22 protein-coding genes are annotated in these 24,536 nt (G+C 72.2%); 5 read left to right on the top strand and 17 right to left on the bottom strand.

Going from position 1 to position 24,536, the window contains the following annotated elements; translation table 11 throughout:
- Positions 1-32: 32 nt before the first annotated feature.
- The 7 genes from HZZ00_RS00995 to HZZ00_RS00965 all read right to left on the bottom strand — a co-directional run bounded on the left by HZZ00_RS00995 (position 33) and on the right by HZZ00_RS00965 (position 7,428).
- Positions 33-1,523 carry an MFS transporter gene (locus HZZ00_RS00995; RefSeq protein ID WP_180330436.1) on the bottom strand — a complete coding sequence of 497 codons (1,491 nt, stop codon included), beginning with the start codon at positions 1,521-1,523 and terminating at the stop codon, positions 33-35.
- Between the two features lie 96 nt (positions 1,524-1,619).
- Positions 1,620-2,642: a class II fructose-bisphosphate aldolase gene (gene fbaA / locus HZZ00_RS00990; RefSeq protein WP_180330435.1), complete on the bottom strand. Its 1,023-nt coding sequence runs from the start codon at positions 2,640-2,642 to the stop codon at positions 1,620-1,622.
- Between the two features lie 182 nt (positions 2,643-2,824).
- The gene (gene pyrE / locus HZZ00_RS00985; RefSeq protein WP_180330434.1) at positions 2,825-3,373 is read right to left on the bottom strand and encodes an orotate phosphoribosyltransferase; all 549 of its coding nucleotides are present in this window, start codon (positions 3,371-3,373) and stop codon (positions 2,825-2,827) included.
- A 10-nt stretch (positions 3,374-3,383) separates the two neighbouring features.
- Positions 3,384-4,172, bottom strand: a complete 789-nt coding sequence (locus HZZ00_RS00980) for an aldose 1-epimerase (protein ID WP_180330433.1) — start codon at positions 4,170-4,172, stop codon at positions 3,384-3,386.
- 104 nt (positions 4,173-4,276) lie between these two features.
- Positions 4,277-5,086, bottom strand: a complete 810-nt coding sequence (locus HZZ00_RS00975) for an SRPBCC family protein (RefSeq protein WP_180330432.1) — start codon at positions 5,084-5,086, stop codon at positions 4,277-4,279.
- A 70-nt stretch (positions 5,087-5,156) separates the two neighbouring features.
- Positions 5,157-6,794 carry a polyamine aminopropyltransferase gene (locus tag HZZ00_RS00970; protein WP_180330431.1) on the bottom strand — a complete coding sequence of 546 codons (1,638 nt, stop codon included), beginning with the start codon at positions 6,792-6,794 and terminating at the stop codon, positions 5,157-5,159.
- A 79-nt stretch (positions 6,795-6,873) separates the two neighbouring features.
- Complete coding sequence (locus tag HZZ00_RS00965) at positions 6,874-7,428, bottom strand: DUF2617 family protein (protein WP_070024200.1); 555 nt, start codon at positions 7,426-7,428, stop codon at positions 6,874-6,876.
- A gap of 782 nt (positions 7,429-8,210) precedes the next feature.
- Here HZZ00_RS00965 and HZZ00_RS00960 point away from each other — a divergent pair.
- Both HZZ00_RS00960 and HZZ00_RS00955 read left to right on the top strand, forming a co-directional pair.
- The gene (locus tag HZZ00_RS00960; protein WP_180330430.1) at positions 8,211-9,395 is read left to right on the top strand and encodes a pyridoxal phosphate-dependent aminotransferase; all 1,185 of its coding nucleotides are present in this window, start codon (positions 8,211-8,213) and stop codon (positions 9,393-9,395) included.
- 70 nt (positions 9,396-9,465) lie between these two features.
- A complete protein-coding gene (locus tag HZZ00_RS00955; RefSeq protein ID WP_180330429.1) occupies positions 9,466-10,650 on the top strand; it encodes a mannosyltransferase family protein in 1,185 nt (394 codons plus the stop codon).
- A gap of 13 nt (positions 10,651-10,663) precedes the next feature.
- Here HZZ00_RS00955 and HZZ00_RS00950 read toward each other — a convergent pair whose 3' ends face one another.
- Together HZZ00_RS00950 and clpB are read right to left on the bottom strand one after the other, a co-directional pair.
- On the bottom strand, positions 10,664-11,206 hold the full coding sequence (locus HZZ00_RS00950; protein WP_180330428.1) for a YbjN domain-containing protein: 543 nt from the start codon (positions 11,204-11,206) through the stop codon (positions 10,664-10,666).
- A gap of 238 nt (positions 11,207-11,444) precedes the next feature.
- Complete coding sequence (gene clpB, locus HZZ00_RS00945; protein WP_180330427.1) at positions 11,445-14,042, bottom strand: ATP-dependent chaperone ClpB; 2,598 nt, start codon at positions 14,040-14,042, stop codon at positions 11,445-11,447.
- Positions 14,043-14,163: 121 nt separating this feature from the next.
- Between clpB and HZZ00_RS00940 the strand changes: the two genes are divergently transcribed.
- Positions 14,164-14,577, top strand: coding sequence for a pyridoxamine 5'-phosphate oxidase family protein (locus HZZ00_RS00940; protein ID WP_180330426.1), 414 nt, complete (start codon positions 14,164-14,166; stop codon positions 14,575-14,577).
- 321 nt (positions 14,578-14,898) lie between these two features.
- Here the strand turns inward: HZZ00_RS00940 and HZZ00_RS00935 are convergent, their stop codons facing one another.
- Positions 14,899-15,234, bottom strand: a complete 336-nt coding sequence (locus HZZ00_RS00935; RefSeq protein ID WP_070024214.1) for a hypothetical protein — start codon at positions 15,232-15,234, stop codon at positions 14,899-14,901.
- Position 15,235: 1 nt separating this feature from the next.
- Complete coding sequence (locus HZZ00_RS00930) at positions 15,236-15,517, bottom strand: hypothetical protein (RefSeq protein ID WP_257585588.1); 282 nt, start codon at positions 15,515-15,517, stop codon at positions 15,236-15,238.
- 105 nt (positions 15,518-15,622) lie between these two features.
- Here HZZ00_RS00930 and HZZ00_RS00925 point away from each other — a divergent pair, with 105 nt between their 5' ends.
- Both HZZ00_RS00925 and HZZ00_RS00920 read left to right on the top strand, forming a co-directional pair.
- On the top strand, positions 15,623-16,633 hold the full coding sequence (locus tag HZZ00_RS00925) for a helix-turn-helix transcriptional regulator (protein ID WP_071828468.1): 1,011 nt from the start codon (positions 15,623-15,625) through the stop codon (positions 16,631-16,633).
- 4 nt (positions 16,634-16,637) lie between these two features.
- Entirely contained in the window at positions 16,638-17,648 is a 1,011-nt protein-coding gene (locus HZZ00_RS00920; protein ID WP_180330425.1) for a helix-turn-helix transcriptional regulator, read from the top strand.
- Here HZZ00_RS00920 and HZZ00_RS00915 read toward each other — a convergent pair.
- The 6 genes from HZZ00_RS00915 to dnaK form a co-directional block, all read right to left on the bottom strand.
- On the bottom strand, positions 17,643-18,662 hold the full coding sequence (locus HZZ00_RS00915; RefSeq protein ID WP_070024221.1) for a helix-turn-helix transcriptional regulator: 1,020 nt from the start codon (positions 18,660-18,662) through the stop codon (positions 17,643-17,645). The genes HZZ00_RS00920 and HZZ00_RS00915 overlap by 6 nt on opposite strands.
- A 247-nt stretch (positions 18,663-18,909) precedes the next feature.
- Complete coding sequence (locus HZZ00_RS00910) at positions 18,910-20,016, bottom strand: sugar ABC transporter substrate-binding protein (protein ID WP_180330424.1); 1,107 nt, start codon at positions 20,014-20,016, stop codon at positions 18,910-18,912.
- A gap of 292 nt (positions 20,017-20,308) precedes the next feature.
- Entirely contained in the window at positions 20,309-20,764 is a 456-nt protein-coding gene (locus tag HZZ00_RS00905) for a heat shock protein transcriptional repressor HspR (protein WP_070024515.1), read from the bottom strand.
- Between the two features lie 5 nt (positions 20,765-20,769).
- On the bottom strand, positions 20,770-21,942 hold the full coding sequence (gene dnaJ / locus HZZ00_RS00900; RefSeq protein WP_070024225.1) for a molecular chaperone DnaJ: 1,173 nt from the start codon (positions 21,940-21,942) through the stop codon (positions 20,770-20,772).
- 36 nt (positions 21,943-21,978) lie between these two features.
- A complete protein-coding gene (gene grpE, locus HZZ00_RS00895) occupies positions 21,979-22,653 on the bottom strand; it encodes a nucleotide exchange factor GrpE (RefSeq protein ID WP_070024227.1) in 675 nt (224 codons plus the stop codon).
- Positions 22,650-24,485, bottom strand: coding sequence for a molecular chaperone DnaK (gene dnaK / locus HZZ00_RS00890; protein WP_074992679.1), 1,836 nt, complete (start codon positions 24,483-24,485; stop codon positions 22,650-22,652). Before dnaK ends, grpE begins: the two co-directional genes overlap by 4 nt.
- Positions 24,486-24,536: the final 51 nt, after the last annotated feature.

The following is a 24,536-nucleotide window of genomic DNA, read 5'->3' as shown; positions in this document are numbered from 1 at the left end:
GTGTCGTCGCGGCGGGGCGCGTCGTCCTTCGCTCAGGTCCCGCGGGGCCCGGTGCCGAGGCGACGGCCGGTGCCGCCGTCCGGTTCCAGCGGCGGGGCCGCGAGCGCGCAGTGCGTGTGCCGCTGCGGATGGCGGCAGTCCGCCGTCGGCCTGCCCTTGACCAGGAAGAACGCCAGGCCCGCCCCCACCACCAGCACCCCCGCGCAGATCGGCATCGCCCGCCGGAAGGCCGCGTCGAACGCCGTCGCGGAGCGGTACGCGTCCGCCCCCATCCCCGCCAGCAGCGGCAGCGCGGCGACCGCGACCAGGCCCGCCGCCCGCGCCGCCGCGTTGTTGACGCCGCTGGCCACGCCCGCCCGCGCGGTGTCGACGGAGGCGAGGACCGTCGCGGTCAGCGGCGCGACCAGGACGACCATGCCGGCGCCCATCACCAGCAGCGCGGGCAGCACGTCCACCGGATAGCTCGCCCCCGGCCCGACCCGCAGCATCAGCAGCATCGCCACCGCGCACAGCAGCGGCCCCACGGTCAGCGGCAGGCGGGGCCCGGTGCGGTCGGACAGCGCGCCCGAGCCGGAGGAGAACAGCAGCATCAAGGCGGTGGTGGGCAGCAGCGCCGTGCCCGCGACCAGCGGGGACCAGCCGACCGCCACCTGCAACTGGAGCGCGGTGAGGAAGAAGAAGCCGCCGAAGGCCGCGTACACGCACAGCGTGACCAGGTTGACCGCCGTGAACTGGCGGGAGGCGAACAGGTCCGGCGGCAGCATGGGGTCGGGGCGGTGCCGTTCGACGTACCCGAAGGCGACCGCCGCGGCCAGCCCGGCCACCGCGCAGGCCACCACCGCCGCCGTACCGCCGCGCGCCTCGATGAGGGCGTAGGTCAGCAGCGCGAGGGCGAGGGCCCCGAGCACCGCCCCGAGGACGTCGAAGCGGCCGTGGGCGCCCTCGTCGGCGGACTCGGGCACGTGCCGCAGGGCCACCGGCACGCACAGCAGGGCGAGCGGCACGTTCAGCAGGAAGACCCAGCGCCAGCCGGGCCCGGAGACCAGCCAGCCGCCCAGGAAGGGGCCGACGGCCGCGCCGATCCCGCCGAACCCGGACCACAGGCCGACGGCCCGGCTGCGGTCGTCGGGATGGAAGGAGGCCTGGATCAGCGCCAGCGAACCGGGGGTGAGCAGCGCCCCGCCGATGCCCTGAAGGGCCCGCGCGGCGATCAGCAGACCCGAGGTCGGCGCGATGCCGCACAGCAGGGAGGCGGTGGCGAACCAGACGACCCCGGTCACGAACACCTTCCGGCGGCCGTAGCGGTCGCCGAGCGAACCGCCGAGCAGGATCAGCCCGGCCAGCGTGACCATGTACGCGTTGACGGTCCACTGCAGGGCGCCCAGGCTCGCGTTCAGCTCGCGGCCGATGCGGGGCAGCGCCACGTTGACGACGGTCGAGTCCAGCATGGCCATGCTGGAGCCGAGCACCGTGGTGAGCAGGATCCAGGTGCCCTGGGACGAGCCCAGCCGGACATCGGGCATGCCCCCACGTATACAGCGATACGGCGGGTCCGGCATACACGGCGACACGGCGGGCCCGGCGCCATGAGGACGCCGGGCCCGCCGTGGCCGTACCGCTTACTTGATCTTGTTGCCCGCCGAGCGCAGGTGCTGCGTGGCCTCGACGACGCGCGCGGCCATGCTCGCCTCGGCCAGCTTGCCCCAGGTGCGCGGGTCGTAGGCCTTCTTGTTGCCGACCTCGCCGTCCACCTTCAGGACACCGTCGTAGTTCGCGAACATGTGGCCGGCGACCGGGCGGGTGAACGCGTACTGGGTGTCGGTGTCGAGGTTCATCTTCACCACGCCGTTCTCCAGCGCGGTCTGGATCTCCTGCTCGGTGGAGCCGGAGCCGCCGTGGAAGACGAAGTCGAACGGGGACTCCTTGCCGAACCGCGCGGCCACGCCCTCGTTCAGCTCCTTGAGCAGCTCGGGACGCAGAACCACGTTGCCCGGCTTGTACACGCCGTGCACGTTGCCGAAGGACGCGGCCAGCAGGTAGCGGCCCTTCTCGCCGAGGCCCAGCGCCTCCGCCGTGCGGATCGCGTCGTCGACCGTGGTGTACAGCGAGTCGTTGATCTCGTGCGAGACGCCGTCCTCCTCACCACCGGTCGGGGTGATCTCCACCTCCAGGATGATCTTGGCGGCGCGGGCCTGCTCCAGCAGCTCCTGCGCGATCTCCAGGTTGTCGGCGAGGGTCTCGGCGGAGCCGTCCCACATGTGCGACTGGAACAGCGGGGCGAGACCGGACTCGACGCGCTTCCTCGACAGGGCGAGCAGCGGACGGACGTACCCGTCGAGCTTGTCCTTCGGGCAGTGGTCGGTGTGCAGCGCGATGTTGACCGGGTACTTCTCCGCGACGATGTGCGCGAACTCGGCGAGCGCGACCGCGCCGGTCACCATGTCCTTGCTGTACTGGCCACCGAGGAACTCGGCGCCACCCGTGGAGATCTGGACGATGCCGTCGCTCTCCGCCTCCGCGAAGCCGCGCAGCGCCGCGTGCAGGGTCTGGCTGGAGGTCACGTTGATGGCCGGGTAGGCGAACTTGCCTGCCTTCGCCCGGTCGAGCATCTCGGCGTAGACCTCGGGGGTTGCGATGGGCATCTGTCCGCTCCTTGTGTTGCGGGTTCGTGTTCTGCGTACGGCCCTGACCTAGAACCTGGGGGGTGACGTCGTCGTCGGCCCCATCTTTCCAGACGGGGGGTACCGGACGGCGCCCCCCGAGTCCACGTCGACCAGACGGGGGGTACCTGGCGGCGCCCCCAAGTCCAGGCCAAAGGAGCGTGTCAGTCCAGACCCAGTTCATCCTTCGAGAAGGCGAACCGGTACGGAACACCCGCGCCGGCCTCGATCTTCTCTGCGGCCCCGGTCGCCCGGTCCACGATGGTCGCGACGGCGACGACCTCGGCACCGGCCTCGCGCACGGCCTCCACGGCGGTCAGCGGCGAACCACCGGTGGTGGAGGTGTCCTCGACCACCAGCACCCGACGGCCCGTGATGTCCGGACCCTCGACCCGGCGCTGCAGCCCGTGCGCCTTGGCCGCCTTGCGCACCACGAAGGCGTCCAGCCGCCGCCCGCGCACGGCGGCGGCGTGCAGCATGGCGGCCGCGACCGGGTCGGCGCCCATGGTGAGTCCGCCCACCGCGTCGAACTCCAGGTCCGCGGTCAGATCCAGGAGCACCTGGCCGACCAGCGGGGCGGCCTCGCCGTCGAGGGTGATACGGCGCAGGTCCACGTAGTAGTCGGCTTCCAGACCCGAGGAGAGGGTCACCTTGCCGTGCACCACGGCCTTGTCCTTGATCTGCTGAAGGAGCTCAGCACGCACGTCCGTCATGCCGCCCAGCTTAAAGGCGGCGCCAGCTCCAGGTCGTGGCCGCCTCCAGCGGCTCCAGGGGCGTGACCAGGCGCGGCTGGGTGTTCAGCCCGTTGGGCGGGCCGGTCTGCGGCTCCACGCAGACCGCCTCGGCCTGCTCGTCGTAGACCACCACCCACTCCTCGCGGCTGGCCACCGTCAGCTCCAGCTGCTGCGGCCAGGTGAGGGTGACGTCGACGCCGCCGGGCATGCCGAAGCAGTCGTCCCACGGGCCGGGCGCGGGGTCGATGCGGTTGCCGGTGGGCAGGTGGTCGGCGCCGCGCTCCTCCTGCCAGGCGGGCTTGAAGTCCAGGGTCACGTCCGCGCCGCCGAGGTTGCGGCGGAACCAGGGGTGCCAGCCGATCTGCGCCGGGTAGGAGTCCTCGTACGTCTCCACCGACATCGTCAGCGTCAGGCTGTCCTCGGTGAGCGCGACGACCTGGGTGACGCGGCCGGAGTGCGGCCAGGGGTCCGTCAGCTCGTGCGTGATCACCGCCTCGTTCTCCGTGACGCGCGCGGTGCGCCAGGCGCCGTCGCGGGCGGTGCCGTGGATGGCGTGCGGCGGGGAGTTGAGCGGCATCTGGCGGACGGTGCCGCCGTCGAGGAACCGGCCGTCGCGGATGCGCCCGCACCAGGGCACCATCGGGAAACAGCCGAACTTGGGGCCCTGGCGCAGCAGTTCCGTGCCACCGACCCGCAGCCCGCCGATGCGGCCGCCGTTCCCGGGCCGCACGATCACCTCCGCGTCGCCCGCGGTCAGCGTGATGTCTTCGTCACTCACAAGGCGACAGTACTGGGCAGCCGCCCCGGGCGGGTCCGGGACGTGTCCGATATGCGGCCTAGCCGCGCGGACGGGGCCGGCGGCGCCGCGGACCGTCTACGGCGTCAACGACGCTTCCGCAGCGCTCTGCCCACCACGATCGCCGAGGCGACCGCCAGCGCCGCGGCCGGCGCGGCCCACCGCAGGGCCTGGTTCGCGGTGACCGTCTGCGGCGCCGGAACCGGGGCATAACGGCCCCGCGGCGGCGCGTGGTCGACCTCCTCGGCGCTGCGGCCGATCATCGTGCGCCGGGCGTGCGCGGCCTCGGCGGGCGGTACGCCGGTGTCCGCGAAGTCGCCCGCGGACGCCTCCGCGTCCTCCGCGTCCCCCGCCTCCTCCTCGTCGTCGCTGTCCGCGTCGAGCGAGGATGGCGGAATCTCGGTGTCGAAGACGGAGGTGTGCCCGCTCTCCGTCTCCCGCGTCTCCCGGGCCTCTCCCGTCTCCTGCGCCTCCTGCGTCCGCTCCCCGAGCGCCTCCAGGAACCGGTTCAGCAGCCGGGTCGCCGCCGAGGCCACCGCGTCCGCGGGCAGTTCCGCGATGCGCCCGGTCGCGTCGGCCGTGCCCGAGACGGTGACGGTGGTGCCGCCGTCGGTCCCGGCGAGGCGGAGGGTGAGGGCGAGCTTGACCGAGCCGCTGCCGCGGGCCTCGGCTGCCTCCCCCTCGACGGCGTAGCCGCCGTCCTCGCGGGCGTGCACCCGCGCGGTGCCGCGATAGGTGACGGAATGTCCGCCGACGCGCAGCTTCAGGCGGCCGGCGACGGGCGGGGCGCCGGCGTCCTGCTGGAGACCGGGAACGGCTCGGGCGACACGCGCGGGGTCGGCGAGTGCCGCGGTGAGACGGCCGGCCGGGACCGGGACGAAGACCTGGTGCTCCATGTCGGCTGAGCCTACCCACGAGCGGCCGGGTCGTACCCTCGCGGGAACCGGCTCGTGCGGGCGCGGCCGTTCAGTACCGCGGATGGATCAGCGTGGAGGCGGGCAGTCCGCCGATCCGGGTCCGCTCGGCGGCCCGCCGGTCCGCGGCGAGGGCCGCGGGGGTGAGGGTGCCGGCGGGGGCGGCCGGGTCCAGGCGCAGGGGCGGGGCGGTGCGGCCGGGCGCGGCCAGCAGGAAGCCCCAGTCGGGCGGTGCCCCGGGGGCGCCGGCCGAGCGGTCGGGCCCGGACGGGAAGCCGGGGTCGTGGCCGAGGACCCGGTAGGGGGTGGCGGCGAGGCCGGCGGCGCGCAGGGTCGCGGCGACGGTCCAGAAGCCGCGGGGGCGGCCGGTGAGCGGTCCGGCGTGCACGACGAGCCGGCCGCCGGGGGCGAGCACGCGGCGGGCCAGCCCGTAGAACTCCTCGGAGTACAGCTTGGTGCTGGCGGTGATGCCGGGGTCGGGGAGGTCGGCGATCACGACGTCGTACGAGGCGGCCGGCGTGGTGCGCAGCCGGGTGAGGGCGTCGGCGACCACGAGGCGGACGCGGGGGTCGGCGTAGGCGTGCCCGTTGGCGGCGGCGAGTCCGGGATCACGGCGGGCCAACTCCGCGAGCTGTCCGTCGAGTTCGACGATGTCCACGCGGTGTACGCCGGGGTGGCGCAGCACCGCGCGGGCGGCGAGGCCGTCGCCGCCGCCGAGGATCAGCACCCGGGCGTGCGGTCCGGCGAGGGCGGGGTCGACCAGGGCCTCGTGGTAGCGGCGGGCGTCCTGGCCGCCGACGCGCAGCCGCCCGTCGAGGTAGAGGTCGAGGGGGCGGCCGTCGGTGCCGCCCGCGAGGACGACCTCCTGCACCCCGGTCTGCACGGCGACCCGCACGTCCGGGCCGTACACCGCCTCGCGCGCGGCGCGTTCGAAGGCGCCGGAGAGGGCGGCGGCCGAGGCGAGCACGCCGAGGACGGCGAGGCCGACGAGGGGCAGGGTCCAGCGGGCGCGGCGGCCGAGGTCGCGCCGGAACAGGCCGAGGACGAGGGCGCCGCCGGCCACCACGTTGACCGTGCCGGTGAGCAGCGCACCGGTCAACTGACCGCAGAACGGCAGCAGTACGAAGGGGAAGGCGAGGCCGCCGACCAGGGCGCCGACGTAGTCCGCGGCGAACAGGTCGGCCACCGCGCCGCCCGCGTCCTGGTGGCGGATGCGCTGGATCAGCTCCATCAGCAGCGGCACCTCGGCGCCGATGAGCAGACCGATGGCGAGCGAGAAGGCGACCAGCAGGCAGCGGGGCCCCTCGGTCCAGGGACCGCCCCACCCGCCGGTCCAGGCGAAGACGGCGTACAGGGCCATCGCGCTGCACCCGCCGACCAGGGCGAGGAGGATCTCGACGGCGCCGAACGCGGCGGCCGTGTGCCGGCGCAGCCGTTTGGCGCCCAGCGAGCCGACGCCCATCGCGAAGACCATCACGGACAGCACGACAGAGGACTGGGTGACGGAGTCGCCGATCAAGTACGAGGCGAAGGCGAGGAGTTCGAGTTCGTACACGAGCCCGCAGGCCGCGCAGACGAAGACGCACGCGAGCACCAGGAACCGCCCGGTGCCGGGCCGGACGGGCAGCCGTGCCGGGCCCCTCCAGGAGGGCGGGGCACCCGGGGGCGCGGGAGCGTGCGGATCGATCACGCTGCGACGTTACGTTACTTCACGGGCACGCTTCGTCACCCGAAGGTGTGGATCCGGGAGCAGTTGTCCCGGTCCGGGTTTATGCCGCCCAGGCGTCCTCGCCGGGCTGCCCGGAGCGCTCGGGGGTGCGCGCCCGCGCCCCCACCCGGGTGCGGGTGGCGACGAGTTGGCCGTCCTGCGGGTAGGCGTGCCAGGTCCGCCAGTGCACATGGTCGTCGTGCCGCTGGGCCAGCATCGCGGTGAAGGCGTGCGGGCTGCCGGGGAAGACGCCGGCCAGGCCGTGCGGGTGGTCGGCGACCAGGGCGAGCAGCTCCTGGGCGCGGCCCGCGAAGGAGCCGGGGGTGAGCATCTCGACGCGCGCCGCGAACTCGTACTCCCAGTCGCCGACGCGCTTGGCGACGCCGAGCGGCAGCGGGGTGCTGGAGCCGGGGATGCAGGCCACCGTCTCCGAGCACAGGCCCCGCTCCTCCTCCAGGAGGACTTGGTGCGAGGCGCCGAGAAGTCTCAACTGGAGTTTGGCGCCCGTGAGTTCGAGGTCCAGGGTGGCCAGGGCGGGGAGCGGTTCGCGCCCCAGGGCCCAGGCGAGGTCGGCAGCGCGCGTATCGGTGTAACTGGTGTTCAGGGTCGTGAGCATGGATCGGCTCCGCTAACACGCAAATGAGGGGAGATCGGCCGTGTCAGCCCAGCCGGCCCGGCCGGTACGAGGCGTCCGCGAGACGTCCTGGGGGCTGCGTTGGCTGCATTGGCGTTTTAGAGGGAATCATGAACAGAGGCGCTGCCACAGCGTTTTTACCCAACTTCGGGGGCATTCCATCCCCCGGGGGGGCTCACAGCTCATCTGTTCCACCACGGCGCACGCCCGGCGCGGGCGCGGAGGGCCCGCACCCCTCGTCCCAGTGGCCTCTCCGCACCGCCGTCCGGCCCGCCCGCCTCAGCTGCTCCCGCAGCCTCCGCCGCCTCCACAGGACGACCCGCCGCCGCACGAGGAACCCCCGCCGCACGAGGAGTGACCCCCGCACGAGGAGTGGCCGCCACCGCAGGAGTGCCCGCCGTGGTGACCCCCGTGGCCCCCGTGGCCCCCGTGGTGCCCGTGGTGCCCGCCGGACGAGGAGCCGGAGTCCCCGGCCCACCAGCTGCCGCCCGCGGTGCCGGCCGCACCGCCCCTGCCCCGGACCGCGCCCCTGCCCCCGCCCCGCCTGCCGCCCTTGCCGGACACCCGCGCGATGACGACGAACAGGACGAACACTGCCACCAGCCCGATCACGAACGGATCCATGGCGCCACCTTCTCCCGGTCCCCCGAAGCCACCCCCCGTGGGCGCCTCGTTCCTTCCCGCGCCGCGCGCGGTGCCCCTGGGATGCCCGCGCGGCGCGACCGTCAAAGCCGGGTTGAGGAACTCCAGAGCTTGGGCGCAGGATGACCGGCATGACCTCCACCGCGCGCCCCCTGCTCAACCGCCGGCTCGCCGAGTTCGGCACCACCATCTTCGCGGAGATGTCCGCCCTCGCCGCGGCCACCGGCTCGATCAACCTGGGCCAGGGTTTCCCCGACACCGACGGACCCGAGGAGATCAGGGAGGCGGCGGTGCGGGCGCTGCGCGACGGGCGCGGCAACCAGTACCCGCCGGGTCCCGGCGTCCCCGAGCTGCGCACCGCGATCGCCGCGCACCAGCGGCGCCGCTACGGGCTGTCGTACGACCCCGACACCGAGGTGCTGGTGACGGCGGGCGCCACGGAGGCCATCGCGGCCTCGCTGCTGGCGCTGCTGGAGCCGGGCGACGAGGTCGTGGCCCTGGAGCCGTACTACGACTCCTACGCGGCGAGCATCGCGCTGGCCGGCGGCCGGCGTGTCCCGGTGACCCTGCGCCCGCACGAGGGCCGCTTCCGCCTCGACCTGGACGAACTGCGCGCCGCCGTCACCGACCGGACCCGCCTGCTGCTGATCAACACCCCGCACAACCCCACCGGCACGGTCCTCACCCGCGCCGAACTGGCCGCGATCGCCGAACTGGCCGTGGAGCGGGACCTGCTGGTGGTGACCGACGAGGTGTACGAGCACCTCGTCTTCGACGACGCCGAGCACCTCCCGCTCGCCACCTTCCCGGGGATGCGCGAGCGCACGGTGACCATCGGCTCGGCCGGCAAGACGTACTCCTTCACCGGCTGGAAGGTCGGCTGGGTGACGGCCGCGCCCGCCCTGGTCAGCGCGGTCCGCTCGGCCAAGCAGTTCCTGACGTACGTCTCCGCCGGCCCGTTCCAGTACGCGGTGGCCGAGGCACTCGCCCTGCCCGACTCCTACTACGACGACCTGCGCCGCTCCCTGCGCGAGCGCCGGGACATCCTGGCCACCGGGCTCGCGGAGGCGGGCTTCGAGGTGTTCCGCCCGGCCGGCACCTACTTCGTCACCACCGACATCCGCCCGCTCGGCGAGAAGGACGGCTTCGCCTTCTGCCGCGCCCTGCCGGAGCGCGCCGGCGTGGTCGCCATCCCCAACGCGGTCTTCTACGACGACCGCGAGGCGGGCGCCCCGTTCGTGCGCTTCGCGTTCTGCAAGAAGGAGGACGTCCTGCGGGAGGCGGCGGCGCGGTTGCGGGCCATGTGAGGGACGGGGCACCGCCGGTCGGCCGTGCCCTGCTCGCTTCCGGGGCCGGGGCCTTGCACAGTGCGGAGGTGTGACACACGCCAGCACCGTTCTCGCCCCGCCCGTCACCGCACCCGAACCCTCGCCCGGCGCGCGCGCCCGTGCCTCACTGCTGCGGGCGAGCGGCGTCGCCGTAGGACTGTTCCTCGGCGCGCGGCTCGCCGGTGCCGCCGTCCTCACCCTGCTCGCCAAAGCAACCGGGCGGCCCGTCATGGCGCTGCTGGGCCGCTCCTGGGACTCGGTCTGGTACCTCGGCATCGCGGCCCACGGCTACGGCCACGCCCTGGGCCGGCACGGGTACAGCGACATGGCGTTCTTCCCGCTGTACCCCGCCCTGGTGCGGGCGGTGACGGAGGTGAGCCCGCTCGGCGGGGGCGCGGCCGGGCTGCTGGTGTCCTGGACGGCGGCGCTCGTGGCCGCGGCCGGGCTGTACGCCGTCGGGACCGCGGTGTACGGGCGGGCCGTGGGGACCGCGCTGGTGCTGCTGTGGGGGCTGCTGCCGCACTCGGTGGTGCTGTCGATGGCGTACACCGAACCGGTGCTGACCGCGTTCGCCGCCTGGTCGCTGTACGCGGTGCTGACCGGGCGCTGGGTGTGGGCGGGGGCGCTGGCCGCGTTCGCGGGGCTCGCCCGGCCGAACGGGTTCGCGGTGGCCGCCGCCGTGCTCGCCGCGGCCGGCTGGGAGCTGTGGCGGCGGCGCGGCCGGGTCGTCCACAGGCTGTGGACGGGCGCGGCGCTCGCCCCGCTGGGCTGGGCCGGGTACCTGCTCTGGGTCGGCCACCGCCGGGGCGATCTGCTGCACGGCTACTTCGACGTCCAGGCGGACTGGGGCTCGCGGTTCGACCTCGGGCACCGCTCGCTCCAGTTCGTGCGCGTCCTGCTGCTGCACGGCGGCCGGGTGGTGTTCCCGGTGGCGCTGCTGCTGGTCGGCGTGGGCGTGGTGCTGTTCGCGCTGCTTCTCCTGGAGCGGCCCCCGCTGCCGCTGCTGGTCTACAGCGCGGTGCTGCTGCTGGTGGTGCTCGCCGGGTCCGGGACCTTCGAGTCCAAGCCGCGCTTCCTGCTGCCGGCCTTCCCGCTGCTGCTGCCGCCCGCCCGCGCGCTGGTCCGCACGGCGAAAGCCCGGCCCTGGCACGCGGCCGTGGTGGTCGCGGCCCTGGCCGGGCTGTCGTATCTCTACGGCGCGTATCTGCTGGTGCTGGGGCACGCGCCGCTGTAGCGGTCGCCGGGGTTCACTCCCCGGAGCCGGCCTCGCCGTCCTCGGGCTTGTCGGTCCCTTCGACGTCCTGCTCCAGGCCCAGCTGCTCCACCAGCCACTTGTCGAACTCGATCGCGGCCCGCACCCAGCTGACCGTGGAGGAGACGAAGTGGTTGAGGTCGACGCCGGTGCCGATCAGCATCTGCGCCTCGCCGATGAGGCGGACGGTGCCGTCGTCGTGGGTGTGGGTGTACACCTTCGGCCACAGGGTGCGGCGGTTCCAGTCGTCCACGGACTCCAGGAGCCGCGCCTTCTCCTCGATCTGGTGCGGGCGGTCGTAGAAGGTCCGCACCGAGAAGACCGACTGGTCGGCCTCCCCGCGGAACATGAAGTAGGTGCGGAACTGCTCCCAGGGCGCCGCGAGGTCACCCTCCTCGTCGACGACGTACTTCAGCTCCATCTGGTCGAGGAGCTGCTTCACGAGGTCCTGATCCGGGAGGACGGGGCCGGCCGGTCCCTGGGGCTGCGGCTCGGGCTGGCCCCCGAAGTTCGGAATCGAGGACGGGTCGATGCTCACCGTGTTTTTCCCTTCGTACGGATCCCGCCATCCTCCACCATGCGGGGAGGGGCCTGGCAAGCCCTGACGGGGCCTGTCGGTCTTTGGCTGACATGATCCAGTGCCCGGGCGGCGGGCCGGTGAACGAACGGGGGGTCGGTGTGGCGGGACGGGGCGGGGGCCGGCCGGCGCAGGCGAACGTGCCGTAGGGGGCCCGGACCGGGCCCCCGTACGGTCCGCCGCGTTCACCGGGTGGGCGTCACAGCGTCTTCCCGGTGGCCGGGCCGACCAGCAGCCCCTCGCCGAAGCGGTCCACGCGGACGGTGTCGCCGTCCTTGATCTCGCCGGAGAGGATCTCCCGGGCGAGCCGGTCGCCGATCGCGGACTGCACCAGGCGGCGCAGCGGGCGGGCGCCGTACGCCGGGTCAAGTCCCTCCTCGGCCAGCCAGGCCAGCGCCTCCGGGGTGATCTCCAGGGCGAGCCGGCGCTCGGCGAGGCGCTTGCCGAGCCGGTCGATCTGGAGCTTCGCGATCCGCTCCAGCTCGGGCTTGGTCAGCGCGGAGAAGACCACCAGGTCGTCCAGGCGGTTGAGGAACTCCGGCTTGAAGGACGCCCGTACGACCTCCAGCACCTGCTCCCGCTTCTCCACCTCGCTCGTGACCGGGTCGACCAGGTACTGGCTGCCCAGGTTGGAGGTGAGCACCAGGATGGTGTTGCGGAAGTCGACGGTACGGCCCTGGCCGTCCGTCAGCCGGCCGTCGTCGAGCACCTGGAGCAGGATGTCGAAGACCTCCGGGTGGGCCTTCTCCACCTCGTCCAGCAGCACCACGCTGTACGGGCGCCGTCGCACCGCCTCGGTCAGCTGGCCGCCCTCCTCGTAGCCGACGTACCCGGGGGGCGCGCCGACCAGCCGGGCCACGCTGTGCTTCTCGCCGTACTCCGACATGTCGATGCGGACCATGGCCCGCTCGTCGTCGAAGAGGAAGTCGGCGAGCGCCTTGGCGAGTTCGGTCTTGCCGACACCGGTCGGGCCGAGGAAGAGGAACGAGCCGGTGGGCCGGTCGGGGTCGGCGATGCCGGCCCGGGAGCGCCGCACGGCGTCGCTCACGGCGCGTACGGCCTCGCCCTGGCCGATGAGCCGCTTGCCCAGCTCCTCCTCCATGCGCAGCAGCTTCTGCGTCTCGCCCTCCAGCAGGCGGCCGGCCGGGATGCCGGTCCAGGCGGCGACGACGTCCGCGATGTCGTCGGAGCCGACCTCCTCCTTGACCATGGTGTCCTTGGCGGCCTCCTCCTCGGCCTCGGAGGCGGCCTCCAGTTCCTTCTCCAGCTGCGGGATCTCGCCGTAGAGCAGCTTGGCGGCGGTGTCGAAGTCGCCGTCGCGCTGGGCGCGTTCGGCCTGGCCGCGCAGGTCGTCCAGGCGCTCCTTCAGCTCGCCGACCCGGTTGAGGGACTGCTTCTCCTTCTCCCAGCGGGCGGTCAGCCCCCGCAGCTCCTCCTCCTTGTCGGCGAGGTCGCGGCGCAGCTTCTCCAGGCGGGCGAGGGAGGCGGGGTCGGTCTCCTTGCCGATCGCCAGCTCCTCCATCTTCAGCCGGTCGACGGAGCGCTGGAGTTCGTCGATCTCCACGGGCGAGGAGTCGATCTCCATGCGCAGCCGGGAGGCCGCCTCGTCCACCAGGTCGATGGCCTTGTCCGGCAGGAAGCGGGAGGTGATGTAGCGGTCGGAGAGGGTCGCGGCGGCGACCAGGGCGCTGTCCGCGATCTGCACCTTGTGGTGGGCCTCGTAGCGGCCCTTGAGACCGCGCAGGATCGCGATGGTGTCCTCGACGGTCGGCTCGGCGACCAGCACCTGCTGGAAGCGGCGCTCCAGGGCGGGGTCCTTCTCGATCCGCTCCCGGTACTCGTCCAGCGTGGTGGCGCCGACCATGCGCAGCTCACCGCGGGCCAGCATCGGCTTGAGCATGTTGCCGGCGTCCATGGCGGAGTCGCCGCCGGCCCCGGCGCCCACGACGGTGTGCAGCTCGTCGATGAAGGTGATGATCTGCCCGTCCGAGTCCTTGATCTCGGCGAGCACGGCCTTGAGCCGCTCCTCGAACTCACCCCGGTACTTCGCGCCGGCGACCATCGCGCCGAGGTCGAGCGCGACCAGCCGCTTGTCCTTCAGCGACTCGGGCACGTCCCCCTTGACGATGCGCTGCGCGAGCCCTTCCACGACGGCGGTCTTGCCCACGCCCGGCTCGCCGATGAGCACGGGGTTGTTCTTCGTCCGGCGGCTGAGCACCTGCACCACGCGCCGGATCTCCTGATCCCGCCCGATGACCGGGTCGAGCCTGCCCTCGCGGGCCGCGGCGGTGAAATCGGTGCCGAACTTCTCCAGGGCCTTGTACTGGCCCTCCGGGTCGGCGGTGGTCACGCGACGTCCTCCCCTGGCCTTCTTGAAGGCCTCCAGCAGCTTCTTCGCCTCGGCGCCCTGCGCCCGCAGCAGCTCCCCGGCGGCCCCGCCCTTGGCGGCGATACCGATGAGCAGGTGCTCGGTGGACAGGTACTCGTCCCCGAGGTCCTTCGCGCGCTCGCCCGCGTCGGCGATCACGGCCAGCAGGTCGCGGTTGGGCTGCGGGGGCGCGACGGTGGAGCCGGTCACGCTCGGCAGCGAGGCGAGCAGCTTCTCCGCACCGGCGCGTACGGCGGCCTGGTCGGCGTCGACGGCGGCGAGCAGATCGGTGATGTTCTCGTTGTCCTGCCCCTGGAGCAGAGCCAGCAGCAGGTGAGCGGGGGTGAGGTCCGGGTGGCCCTCGGTCACGGCGCGGTTGCTGGCCGCGTTGATCGCGTCCCGGCTCTTGTTGGTCAGCTCGGCGTCCACGTTCGCGTTCTCCTCCTAGGCGTGCCTCTGCAACCCTCTGCTGACTTAACCAGCGTAACCAAAGTTGAGTCTATTCCACTCAAGGCTGGTCGCGCACGGCCCTGGGGCTAGGTTTCCTGGCATGGCGACCTACTCCGTGGATCCGGGTTCCCCGGACGCCGCGTATCTCGGCTTCTGGCAGGAACGGCATCTGTGCACCCTGACGACGATCCGGCCCGACGGGGGCCCGCACGTGGTGCCGGTCGGGGTCACGTACGACCCCGGGACCCGGCTCGCCCGGGTGATCTGCAACGGCTCCAGCGCGAAGGCGGCCTACACCCGGGCCGCCGGCCCCGAGGGCGCCCGCGCCGCGGTCTGCCAGGTGGACGGACGCCGCTGGGCCACCCTGGAGGGCCGCGCCCGCGTCTCCACGGACCCGGCCCGCGTCGCCGAAGCCGAACGCCGCTACGCGGAACGCTACGGCCGCACCCCCTCCCCCAACCCCTCCCGCGTGGTGATCGAGATCACGGTGGAACGGGCGCTGGGGCGGGGGTGAGAGAACAGGGGCGGACGGCGGGGCGAGGGGGCCGGCCGCGCGCCGGGCGCGGACATCGTCCGTCACTCCTCCACGGAACGTCCCCAACGTGAAGGACGGCGGCCCCACCACACCGGACGGCGAGGGCGCAAGCCCCCGGTCGCGGCCGCTCCATGGAACGAACCGGGCGTCCGGTCTGTTCGATTAGTTTCGGCCACTGTGAGGACCGGGGCAGAGACCGAAATGTCGGCACAAACAACAGCGGCGTCACCGTGTTCAGGTCACGGTGACGCCGCTGCGGGGGGAAGCACCTGAGCGATCTTTTACGACGGGGGAATCGCGTCAGGCACTGCGGGGGGTGGCTGAGATTGTCCGGAGGTCGGGCTCCACCGGGTCGGTGAGCCGGTGGTCCCGCTGGTCCAGATTCACAAAGATCATTCCGTACCGTATGGCACACCGCACCGGCTGTGGCGCCCCACGCGGCTTGCGCAGGCACCGGTAGGCCCGGACGTCCTCCTCCTCGTCGCGCGTGACGACGACCGGCTCACCGAAGACGGTCACCATCAGCGAGTCCCCGGGGTGGGGGATCGCGGTCACCAGATCGATGAAGTGCCAGCCGGAGCGGTAGGCGGTGGCCATCTCACGGCGGAAGGAGCGGTCGTCGGGTGGCGTGGTCACATCAGCTCCCCGATACCGAAGGCCACTTGGTGTCCGTCGGCCACTTGGTGTCCGCGGGCACGACGTTCTCCGCGCCGAGCGCCTGCGCCGAAGGCCACTTCGTGTCGGTCGGCCACTTGGTGTCCGCACGCACCACGCTGTTCGCGTCGAGCGTCGCCACCGAAGGCCACTTCGTGTCCGCGCGCACGTCGCTCTTCGCGCCGAAGGGGCCACTCAGCACTCCAAGGGCCACAACGGCGGAGAAGGTGGCGACCAGCACCGAGCGAATCATCTTCTTGCCCATGGTCGACTTCGTCCTCACTTGAAGGTCCCCTTCTTCCCCCGTCGGATAAGACGATGGCTCATTCAGGCACATCATGACCACACAATCAGTGCATCATGTTCCTGCATGTTCAGGACCCTGGGGGGTGGAGATTTGACACCAAATCGGAACAACGCCGCACATCCCCATGCGGTCACCGAGCTGTGCGACGAAGGGGGCCGACTTTACGCCAACGCCCTGCGCGCCGGGCGTGTCTCGCGTGCCGACGTGGCGGCGGCCCCGTGCCTGATGGAGTTCGCCCTGCTCCATCCCGACCCGGACGACCCCGACTGGCTGCGCCCCGTGCCGCCGGCCGTGGCCCTGGCCCAGCGGCTGTCCCCCCTGGAGCGGGAGATCGCCGACCGCAGGCGGTGGGCCGTCGAACTCTCCGACGTCTTCGAGCCGTTCCTCGCGCTGAGCACCCAGACGGCCTCGGCGACCGACTCGATCACCGTCCTGGAGGGCAACGACCGCATCAACGCCGCGCTCGACCTGGCCACCACCGAATGCCGTTCCTCGGTGCTCACCGTGCAGCCGAGCAACCACTTCACCGAACGCAACGTACGCCAGGGCCTGGAGCGGGACACCGCCCTGGTGGAGCGGGGCGTGCACATCCGCACCCTCTACCAGCACACGGTCCGCTACAACCTCAAGCAGATCGGCTACGTCTCCCAGCTCGCCAGCGGCAAGGTGGAGTACCGCACCATCGACGAGCTGGTCGAACGGCTCATCATCTGCGACGAGTCCGTCGCCTTCATCCCCACCCGCGACGACCAGCAGGTGGCCCTGGAGCTGCGCAACCCCGGACTCATCCGGTACCTCATCAAGGTCTTCGAGTTCATGTGGAACCGCGCCGTCCCGCTGACCGCCGGCACCCCCTACGAGACCGCGCCCGACGGCATCACCGAGGTCCAGCACTCCATCGCCAAACTCCTGGTCGAGGGCCATGTGGACGAGGCCATCGCGCGCCGGCTCGGGATGAACGTACGCACCTGCCGCGCCCACATCGCCAAGCTGGCGCAGGCCCTGGGCAGCGGCAGCCGGGCCCAGCTCGGCTTCCTGATCGCCCAGTCCGGAATGCTGGACCGGGACCTGTGAGCCGATGACCACGAGCGCGCCGCACCCGGAGCACGGCGTCGAGGAACTGTGCGCACAGGGCCGCGCGCTGTACGAACACGCCGTGCGCGAGGGCCGGATCGGTGCCGCCGAGGCCGAAGCGGCGCCCTGCCTGCTGCGGTTGGGCCTGCTCCAGCCGACCGCCGCCGACACCCGCCTGCTGGAGCCCGTGGCGGCCGCGGTGGCGCTGCGGGAGCTGCTGCACGCCTCCGCCGAGCGCGTGGCCGCCGAACGCCGCCGTGAGGCCCGTGTCGCCCAGAGCCTCGAACCGCTGCTGCGGCTGGCCCGGGACCTGCCCCGCACCGGGACCGACGGCCCCGCGGTGGTCCGGGTGCACAGCGGCATCGACCGGATCAACCAGGCCATCAGCCGGGCGATGGCCGAGACCGGCGAGGAGTTCCTCGCCATCCAGCCGCACGTCACCCACACCCGCACGCCCCCCGAACTGCACGCCCTCGCCTTCGACCGCGACCAGGCGCTGCTCGACCGCGGCGGCCGGATCCGCACCCTCTACCAGCACACGATGCGCCACGCCCCCAGCGTCCAGGCCCGCTACGAGCGCCTGCGCGGCGATGTGCAGGCCCGCACCCTGAACGAGGTCACCGAGCGCCTGCTCGTGCTCGACCGGGCGGTGGCCTTCATCCCGGCGAGCCGGGACCGCGCCATGGCCCTGGAGGTACGCCAGCCGGCCATCGTGCAGTACCTGGCGACGGTGTTCGACCGGTTCTGGCACCTGGCCACGCCGCTGCACCCGCGGCTCCCCCCGCGCCCCTCCGCGGACGGCGCCACCCCGCGCCAGCGGGCCATCGCCGCCCTCCTGGTGGAGGGCCACACCGACGCGGCCATAGCCGACCGGCTGGGCATGAACGTACGCACCGTACGCCTGCACATCGCCAAGCTGTCCACCGCCCTCGGCAGCGTCAGCCGCGCCCAACTCGGCTATCTCATCGGCCGGTCGGAGATCCTGCGCGGCACGGACGAGGCCCAGCCGTCATAGCGAGGCGTCCCGCGCGGGCGCCGGCAGGCCCCGGCCGCTGCCGTCCAGCCCCGCCTGCGCGATGCGCACCCCGAGCTGGGTACGGCTCGCCGCGCCCAGCGTCTCCGAGAGCCGCGCGATGTGCGCGCGGCAGGTGCGCACGCTGATGCCGAGGCGCTCGGCGATCACCGCGTCCTGGTGGCCCTCGGCGAGCAGCGCCGCGATGGACTGCTCCCGGTGCGAGATCCCCTCGATGCCGGTGTCCGGCAGCGGCGCGGTGAGCGGGATGGCGAGGCGCCACAGCCGCTCGAAGACGGTCACCAGATACTCCACCAGCGCCGGCTGGCGCACCTCCAGGGCCATGGTGCGCTCGGTGTTGGCCGGTATGAAGGCCACCGTGCGGTCGAAGAGGATGAGCCGGTCGATGACCTCGTCCAGGGTCCGGGCCTCGACCGCGTCCCCCATCAGCTCCAGGTAGTTGAGCAGGCCCTGGCCGTGCCGGGCCACATGCGTGTACAGGTCGCGCATGCGCACGCCCCGGCCGCGCAGCGCCAGCGCCCGGTGCAGGCCCTCGGTCAGCTCGTCCTCCCGGCGGATGCCGCCCGGCTGCACGGTCAGCACCTCGGTGGTGCACGCCTGGGTCGCCTCGTCCATCGCGGCCTGGATCCGGGCCAGTCCGTCCAGCACCCGTACGGCGCTGCCGCCGGCCGGCGCCGCGAGCGCGTCCAGCCGCCCCAGACCGGCGTACCACTCGGCGGCGGCCACCGCCGAGCCCACCCGGCGCTGACTCTCGCTCACCTCGTCGTAGACCCCGCGCAGCAGCCGGGTCATCACCTCCTGCGGGGAGGTGGGAACCAGCCAGTCCATGTCGTCGGGGTCGGGGTGCAGCAGGGCCAGTTCCAGCAGGCAGGGCACCGCCTCGGCGTCGGTGCGCGGCACCCGGCCGCGGCGCACGGCCCGCGAGTACACGCGGTCCCCGGCCTCGCACAGCCGGTCGGCACCGTGAGGATGCTGCTCCGCCCTCCGCCCGGCCATCGCGCATTCCACCCCCGGTGTGCTGCCTCTTCCGCAGCGCAACTATGCGTGGCGCCGACCCGCTCCGCAACACGGCTCCCCACGGCGCGGCGGTCGTTAACCACTGCTGTGTCCGGGTATCTCCCAGGCTCCGCCCCTCGCATTGCAACAAGATGACGGTGGTGGCGCCCGTCGGGCCGGGGCATCGTTGACCGGGCCGTACCGCGCTCACGGGGGTGGCGCGGTACGGCCCCGGGTCACCTCGGCGTCACTTCAGGCCGATCGCGCCGCACTCGGCCTTGTACTTGGCGGTGCAGATGTCGCCGACGGAGTAGATGCCGTCCGCGATGACCGTGTCGTTGATGTTCTTCCTGGTCAGGGCGCTCACCTGGACCAGCTTGGCCGGGATGTTCTTGGTGGTGGGGCTGTTGACGCGGTCCTGGGTCAGCGCGTCGAACTGGATGTCCTTGCCCTGGACCTTGGCGACGGCCATCTGCGCCGCGGCCTCGGCCTCGTCCGGGTAGGACTTGTAGACGCTCATGTACTGCTCGCCGGCCACGACCCGCTGCACGGCGTCGAGGTCGGCGTCCTGGCCGGTGATCGGGGGCAGGCTGGTGACGCCCGCGGCCTTCAGCGCCTTGATGACGCCGCCCGCCATGCCGTCGTTGGCCGAGTAGACGGCCGCGATGTTGGCGGCGCCGATCTGGCTGATCGCCTTCGCCATGTTGGCCTGTGCGTTCTCCGGCTTCCAGCCCTCGGTGTCGTAGCTGGCGGCGATGGTCACCTTGCCGTTCAGCTCGGAGAGCGCGCCCTCCTTGAACTGGCGGGCGTTCGGGTCGGTGGGCGAGCCGTTCATCATGACGATCTTGGCGGCGCTGCCGGCCTTGGAGCCGAGCGCCTCCAGCAGCGAGCGGCCCTGGACCTCGCCGACGAGTTCGTTGTCGAAGGAGACGTACGCGGCGATCGGGCCCTCGGCGAGGCGGTCGTAGGCGATGACGGGGATGCCCGCGTCCTGCGCCTTCTTCACCTCGCCGGCGATCGCGTGGGAGTCGACGGCGTCCAGCAGGATGACGTCGACCTTGCCGTCGATCATCTTCTGCATCTGGGTCGCCTGCCGGCCCGCGTCCGCGTCGGCGTTGGCGTACTCGACCTTGCCCCGCTTCCCGGTGAGGTCGGCGACCTTGCTCTTGATGATGGGGTAGTCGAACTTGTCGTAGCGGGTGTTGGCCTTCTCCGGCAGCAGCAGGCCCACCGTCAGGTCGTTGCCCTTGGTCGGGCCGGCGCTCGCGCTGTCCCCCGTCGCGTTCAGCATGCCGCATCCGGCCAGTGAGAAGGTCACCGTGGTCAGGGCCACGGACAGGGCGATACGGCGCATACAGGGGCTCACTTCAGGTGCGATCCGGACGTGGGTGCTGCTATACGACCCAGGTGTCTGAAAAGACAACGCGGACCCGACAGTCGACGTCAAGGAGACTTACTTAACGACTGCGCAACACCACACGCCGTCGATCCCGTGAAGGCAATGCGGAAACTTCTCCAAACACCCTTTACGGACCCTCCACCCAAGGGGAGTTCACGAGGCGGCAAAGAACGGGTCGTGCGGCCACGGCGAGGGGCCCGTGGACGGATGTGTCCGCGGGCCCCGCGTGCCGAACCGCCCGAGGCGGTCAGTCGCCCTGCTGTTGCTGCCTCTTGGGCCGCCAGACGACCAGCGCGCTGGTCTGCTGGACCTCCTGATAGGGGACCAGGTCCCGGCGGTAGGAGGCGTGCACGGCGGCCTCGCGCTGGCGCATGGCGGCCGCCGCGCCGTCCAGGGCCGCCTCCAGTTCCGCCACGCGGGACTGGAGCGCGGCGACCTGGTTCTCCAGTTCGATGATGCGCTTGATTCCGGCCAGGTTGATGCCCTCGTCCTGCGACAACTGCTGCACCTGGCGGAGCAGTTCGATGTCACGGGCCGAGTAACGCCGGCCCCGGCCCGCGGTGCGGTCCGGGGAGACCAGGCCGAGCCGGTCGTACTGGCGCAGCGTCTGCGGGTGGAGTCCGGAGAGCTGGGCCGCCACCGAGATGACGTAGACCGGGGTCTCCTCGGTCAGTTCATACGGGTTGCGCCGACGGCCGTCCATCACTCTCAAGCTCCCTTCGCGGCCTCGAACAGCTCCGCCCGCGGGTCCTCGCCCGCGGTCGCCTCGCGATACGCCTCCAGTGCGTCACGAGCCTTCCCCGACAGATCGCCCGGGACACTCACCTCGACGGTGACCAGGAGGTCGCCGCGGGTGCCGTCCTTGCGGACCGCGCCCTTGCCGCGCGCCCGCATGGTGCGGCCGTTCGGCGTGCCGGGCGGCAGTTTCAGGGTGACCGCCGGACCGCCGAGGGTCGGCACCCGCACCTCGCCGCCGAGGGCCGCCTCGGCGAAGGTGACCGGGACGGTCACCGTGAGGTTGTCGCCCTTGCGGCCGAACACCGGGTGCTCGCCCACGTGCACGGTGACGTACAGGTCGCCCGCCGGGCCGCCCCGCTCGCCGGGCGCGCCCTTGCCGCGCAGCCGGATCCGCTGCCCGTCGGTGACGCCCGCCGGGATGCGGACCTGCATGGTGCGCGAGGACTTGGCACGGCCGCTGCCCTTGCAGTCCGGGCAGGGGTTCTCCGCGATCAGGCCGCGCCCCTTGCAGTCGGGGCAGGGGTCGGTCAGCGAGAAGCCGCCGCCCGAGCCCCGGGCGACCTGGCCGGTGCCGACGCAGGTCGGGCACACGCGCGGCGTGCCGTTCTTGTCGCCGGTGCCGGAGCAGGCCTTGCAGGGCTGCTGGGAGGTCATCCGCAGCGGCACCGTGGCCCCCTCGATCGCCTCCGTGAAGCTGAGGGTGACCTCGGTGTCCACGTCCTGGCCGCGGCGCGGCTGGGTACGGGTCGCCCCGCCGGCCCCGCCCCGGTTGAACAGGCCCCCGAAGACGTCACCGAGTCCGCCGCCGAAGCCGCCGCCCTGGGCGCCCCCGGCACCGCCGAAGAGGTCGCCCAGGTCGAAGTTGAAGGAGCCGCCGGCGCCCGGCCCGGGGCGGAACCCGCCGTTGCCGAACAGGGCGCGTGCCTCGTCGTACTCCTTGCGCTTCTTGGGGTCGCCGAGGATGTCGTTCGCCTCGGAGATCTCCTTGAAGCGCTCCTCGGCCTTGGCGTTGCCCTTGTTGGCGTCCGGGTGGAACTCGCGCGCGAGCTTCCGGTACGCCTTCTTGATCTCGGCCTCGGTGGCGTCCTTGGGGACGCCGAGGACCTTGTAGTAGTCCTTCTCGATGAAGTCCTTGGTGCTCATCCCCGACGTCCCTCCTTCCCGTCTGCAGTGATTACGTCAGCCCTCCTCCGGGCCACCGTTCTCCTTGTCGTCGGCCGCCTCGGACTTCTCCTCGGCGCCCTCGGCCTTGCCCGCCTTCTCCGGCTTCGCGCCCTGCGCGCCCGGCTGCGGCTCGGCCACGGCCACCCGCGCGGGGCGGATGGTGCGCTCGCCGATGCGGTACCCGGGCTGCAGGATCGCCACGCAGGTCGTCTCGGTGACGTCCGGCGCGTAGCTGTGCATCAGGGCCTCGTGGATGGTCGGGTCGAAGGGCTCGCCCTCCTTGCCGAACTGCTGGAGGCCCAGCTTGGCCGCCACGGTCTCCGTCGACTCGGCCACCGACTTGAAGCCGCCGACCAGTTCGCCGTGTTCCCGCGCGCGGCCGATGTCGTCGAGCACGGGCAGCAGCTCGGACAGGAGGTTCGCGACGGCGATCTCCTTGACCGTGGCCCGGTCCCGCTCGACCCGGCGGCGGTAGTTCTGGTACTCGGCCTGGAGGCGCTGGAGGTCCGCGGTGCGCTCGTTGAGCGCGGTGCGCACCTGGTCCAGCTGGGCGACCAGACCGGCGTCTGCGTTCGCGTCCCCGGCCGGGGCCGCCCCCTCCTCGGGGGCGGCCTTCGGCTCGGCGTCGTCAGGGGTGGCGCCGGAGGGGACGTCGGGCTTCTCCTCGAAGCCCGGGGTCTCCTCCGTCACGCGGCACCGTCCTTGCGCTCGTCGTCCACGATCTCGGCGTCGACGACGTCGTCGTCGGCCTTGGCCTCACCGGCACCGGCGGCGGCACCCTGCGCGGCCTGGGCGTCGGCGTACATGGCCTGGCCCAGCTTCTGCGACACGGCCGCGACCTTCTCGGTGGCGGTGCGGATCTCGGCGGTGTCCTCGCCCTTGAGCTTCTCCTTCAGCTCGGCGACGGCGGACTCCACCTCGGTCTTGACCTCGCCGGGGACCTTGTCCTCGTTGTCCTTGAGGAACTTCTCGGTCTGGTAGACGAGCTGCTCGCCCTGGTTGCGGGTCTCGGCGGCCTCGCGGCGCTTGTGGTCCTCCTCCGCGTAGCGCTCGGCCTCCTCGCGCATGCGGTCGACCTCGTCCTTCGGCAGCGAGGAGCCGCCGGTGACGGTCATCTTCTGCTCCTTGCCGGTGCCGAGGTCCTTCGCCGTGACGTGCATGATGCCGTTGGCGTCGATGTCGAAGGAGACCTCGATCTGCGGGACGCCGCGCGGCGCCGGCGGCAGACCGGTCAGCTCGAACATGCCGAGCTTCTTGTTGTAGGCCGCGATCTCGCGCTCGCCCTGGTAGACCTGGATCTGCACGGACGGCTGGTTGTCCTCGGCCGTGGTGAAGATCTCGGAGCGCTTGGTCGGGATCGTGGTGTTGCGCTCGATCAGCTTGGTCATGATGCCGCCCTTGGTCTCGATGCCGAGGGACAGCGGGGTGACGTCGAGCAGCAGGACGTCCTTGACCTCGCCCTTGAGGACACCGGCCTGGAGCGAGGCGCCGATGGCGACGACCTCGTCCGGGTTGACGCCCTTGTTGGCCTCCTTGCCGCCGGTCAGCTCCTTGACGAGCTCGGCCACGGCGGGCATACGGGTGGAGCCACCGACGAGCACGACGTGGTCGATGTCGTTGATGGAGATGCCGGCGTCCTTGATGACGTTGTGGAACGGCGTCTTGCAGCGCTCCAGCAGGTCGGCCGTCAGCTGCTGGAACTGGGCGCGGGTGAGCTTCTCGTCCAGGTGCAGCGGGCCCTCGGCGGACGCCGTGATGTAGGGCAGGTTGATCGAGGTCTCGGTGGAGGAGGACAGCTCGATCTTGGCCTTCTCGGCGGCCTCGCGGAGGCGCTGGAGGGCCATCTTGTCCTTGGACAGGTCCACGCCGTGGCCGGACTGGAACTGCTTGACCAGGTAGTCGACGACGCGCTGGTCCCAGTCGTCGCCACCGAGGTGGTTGTCACCGTTGGTGGCCTTCACCTCGACGACACCGTCGCCGATCTCCAGCAGGGACACGTCGAAGGTGCCGCCACCGAGGTCGAAGACGAGGATGGTCTGGTCGTCCTTGTCGAGGCCGTAGGCCAGCGCGGCGGCGGTCGGCTCGTTGACGATGCGCAGCACGTTCAGACCGGCGATCTCGCCGGCCTCCTTGGTCGCCTGGCGCTCGGAGTCGTTGAAGTACGCCGGGACGGTGATGACCGCGTCGGTAACCTTCTCGCCCAGGTAGGCCTCGGCGTCCCGCTTCAGCTTCTGCAGGATGAAGGCGGAGATCTGCTGCGGGTTGAAGTCCTTCCCGTCCAGCGCGATCTTCCAGTCGGTGCCCATGTGGCGCTTCACGGACCGGATGGTCCGGTCCACGTTGGTGACGGCCTGCCGCTTGGCGACCTCACCGACGAGCACCTCGCCGTTCTTCGCGAAGGCGACGACGGACGGCGTGGTCCTGGCGCCCTCGGCGTTGGTGATGACGGTGGGCTCGCCGCCTTCCAGAACGCTGACGACGGAGTTAGTCGTGCCCAGGTCGATGCCGACCGCACGTGCCATGGTTGATTCCTCCAGCTGACTTGAGTGGAACAGACTCAAGTGTGCACGAGC

The sequence above is a fragment of the Streptomyces sp. NEAU-sy36 genome (assembly GCF_013423905.1).
Lineage (GTDB): Bacteria > Actinomycetota > Actinomycetes > Streptomycetales > Streptomycetaceae > Streptomyces > Streptomyces misionensis.
The sequence above is the reverse complement of the archived record's forward strand: the minus strand, read 5'-3'. Positions and strand labels throughout refer to the sequence as shown.

Bases quoted from the DNA above. Each gene is read 5' to 3' on its own strand.
- HZZ00_RS00995 (WP_180330436.1), bottom strand. From the start codon at position 1,523: ATGCCCGATGTCCGGCTGGGCTCGTCCCAGGGCACCTGGATCCTGCTC.
- fbaA (WP_180330435.1), bottom strand. From the start codon at position 2,642: ATGCCCATCGCAACCCCCGAGGTCTACGCCGAGATGCTCGACCGGGCG.
- pyrE (WP_180330434.1), bottom strand. From the start codon at position 3,373: ATGACGGACGTGCGTGCTGAGCTCCTTCAGCAGATCAAGGACAAGGCC.
- HZZ00_RS00975 (WP_180330432.1), bottom strand. From the start codon at position 5,086: ATGGAGCACCAGGTCTTCGTCCCGGTCCCGGCCGGCCGTCTCACCGCG.
- HZZ00_RS00965 (WP_070024200.1), bottom strand. From the start codon at position 7,428: ATGCTCACGACCCTGAACACCAGTTACACCGATACGCGCGCTGCCGAC.
- HZZ00_RS00960 (WP_180330430.1), top strand. From the start codon at position 8,211: ATGACCGGCATGACCTCCACCGCGCGCCCCCTGCTCAACCGCCGGCTC.
- HZZ00_RS00940 (WP_180330426.1), top strand. From the start codon at position 14,164: ATGGCGACCTACTCCGTGGATCCGGGTTCCCCGGACGCCGCGTATCTC.
- HZZ00_RS00930 (WP_257585588.1), bottom strand. From the start codon at position 15,517: ATGGGCAAGAAGATGATTCGCTCGGTGCTGGTCGCCACCTTCTCCGCC.
- HZZ00_RS00925 (WP_071828468.1), top strand. From the start codon at position 15,623: ATGTTCAGGACCCTGGGGGGTGGAGATTTGACACCAAATCGGAACAAC.
- HZZ00_RS00920 (WP_180330425.1), top strand. From the start codon at position 16,638: ATGACCACGAGCGCGCCGCACCCGGAGCACGGCGTCGAGGAACTGTGC.
- HZZ00_RS00915 (WP_070024221.1), bottom strand. From the start codon at position 18,662: ATGGCCGGGCGGAGGGCGGAGCAGCATCCTCACGGTGCCGACCGGCTG.
- HZZ00_RS00910 (WP_180330424.1), bottom strand. From the start codon at position 20,016: ATGCGCCGTATCGCCCTGTCCGTGGCCCTGACCACGGTGACCTTCTCA.
- HZZ00_RS00905 (WP_070024515.1), bottom strand. From the start codon at position 20,764: ATGGACGGCCGTCGGCGCAACCCGTATGAACTGACCGAGGAGACCCCG.
- dnaJ (WP_070024225.1), bottom strand. From the start codon at position 21,942: ATGAGCACCAAGGACTTCATCGAGAAGGACTACTACAAGGTCCTCGGC.
- dnaK (WP_074992679.1), bottom strand. From the start codon at position 24,485: ATGGCACGTGCGGTCGGCATCGACCTGGGCACGACTAACTCCGTCGTC.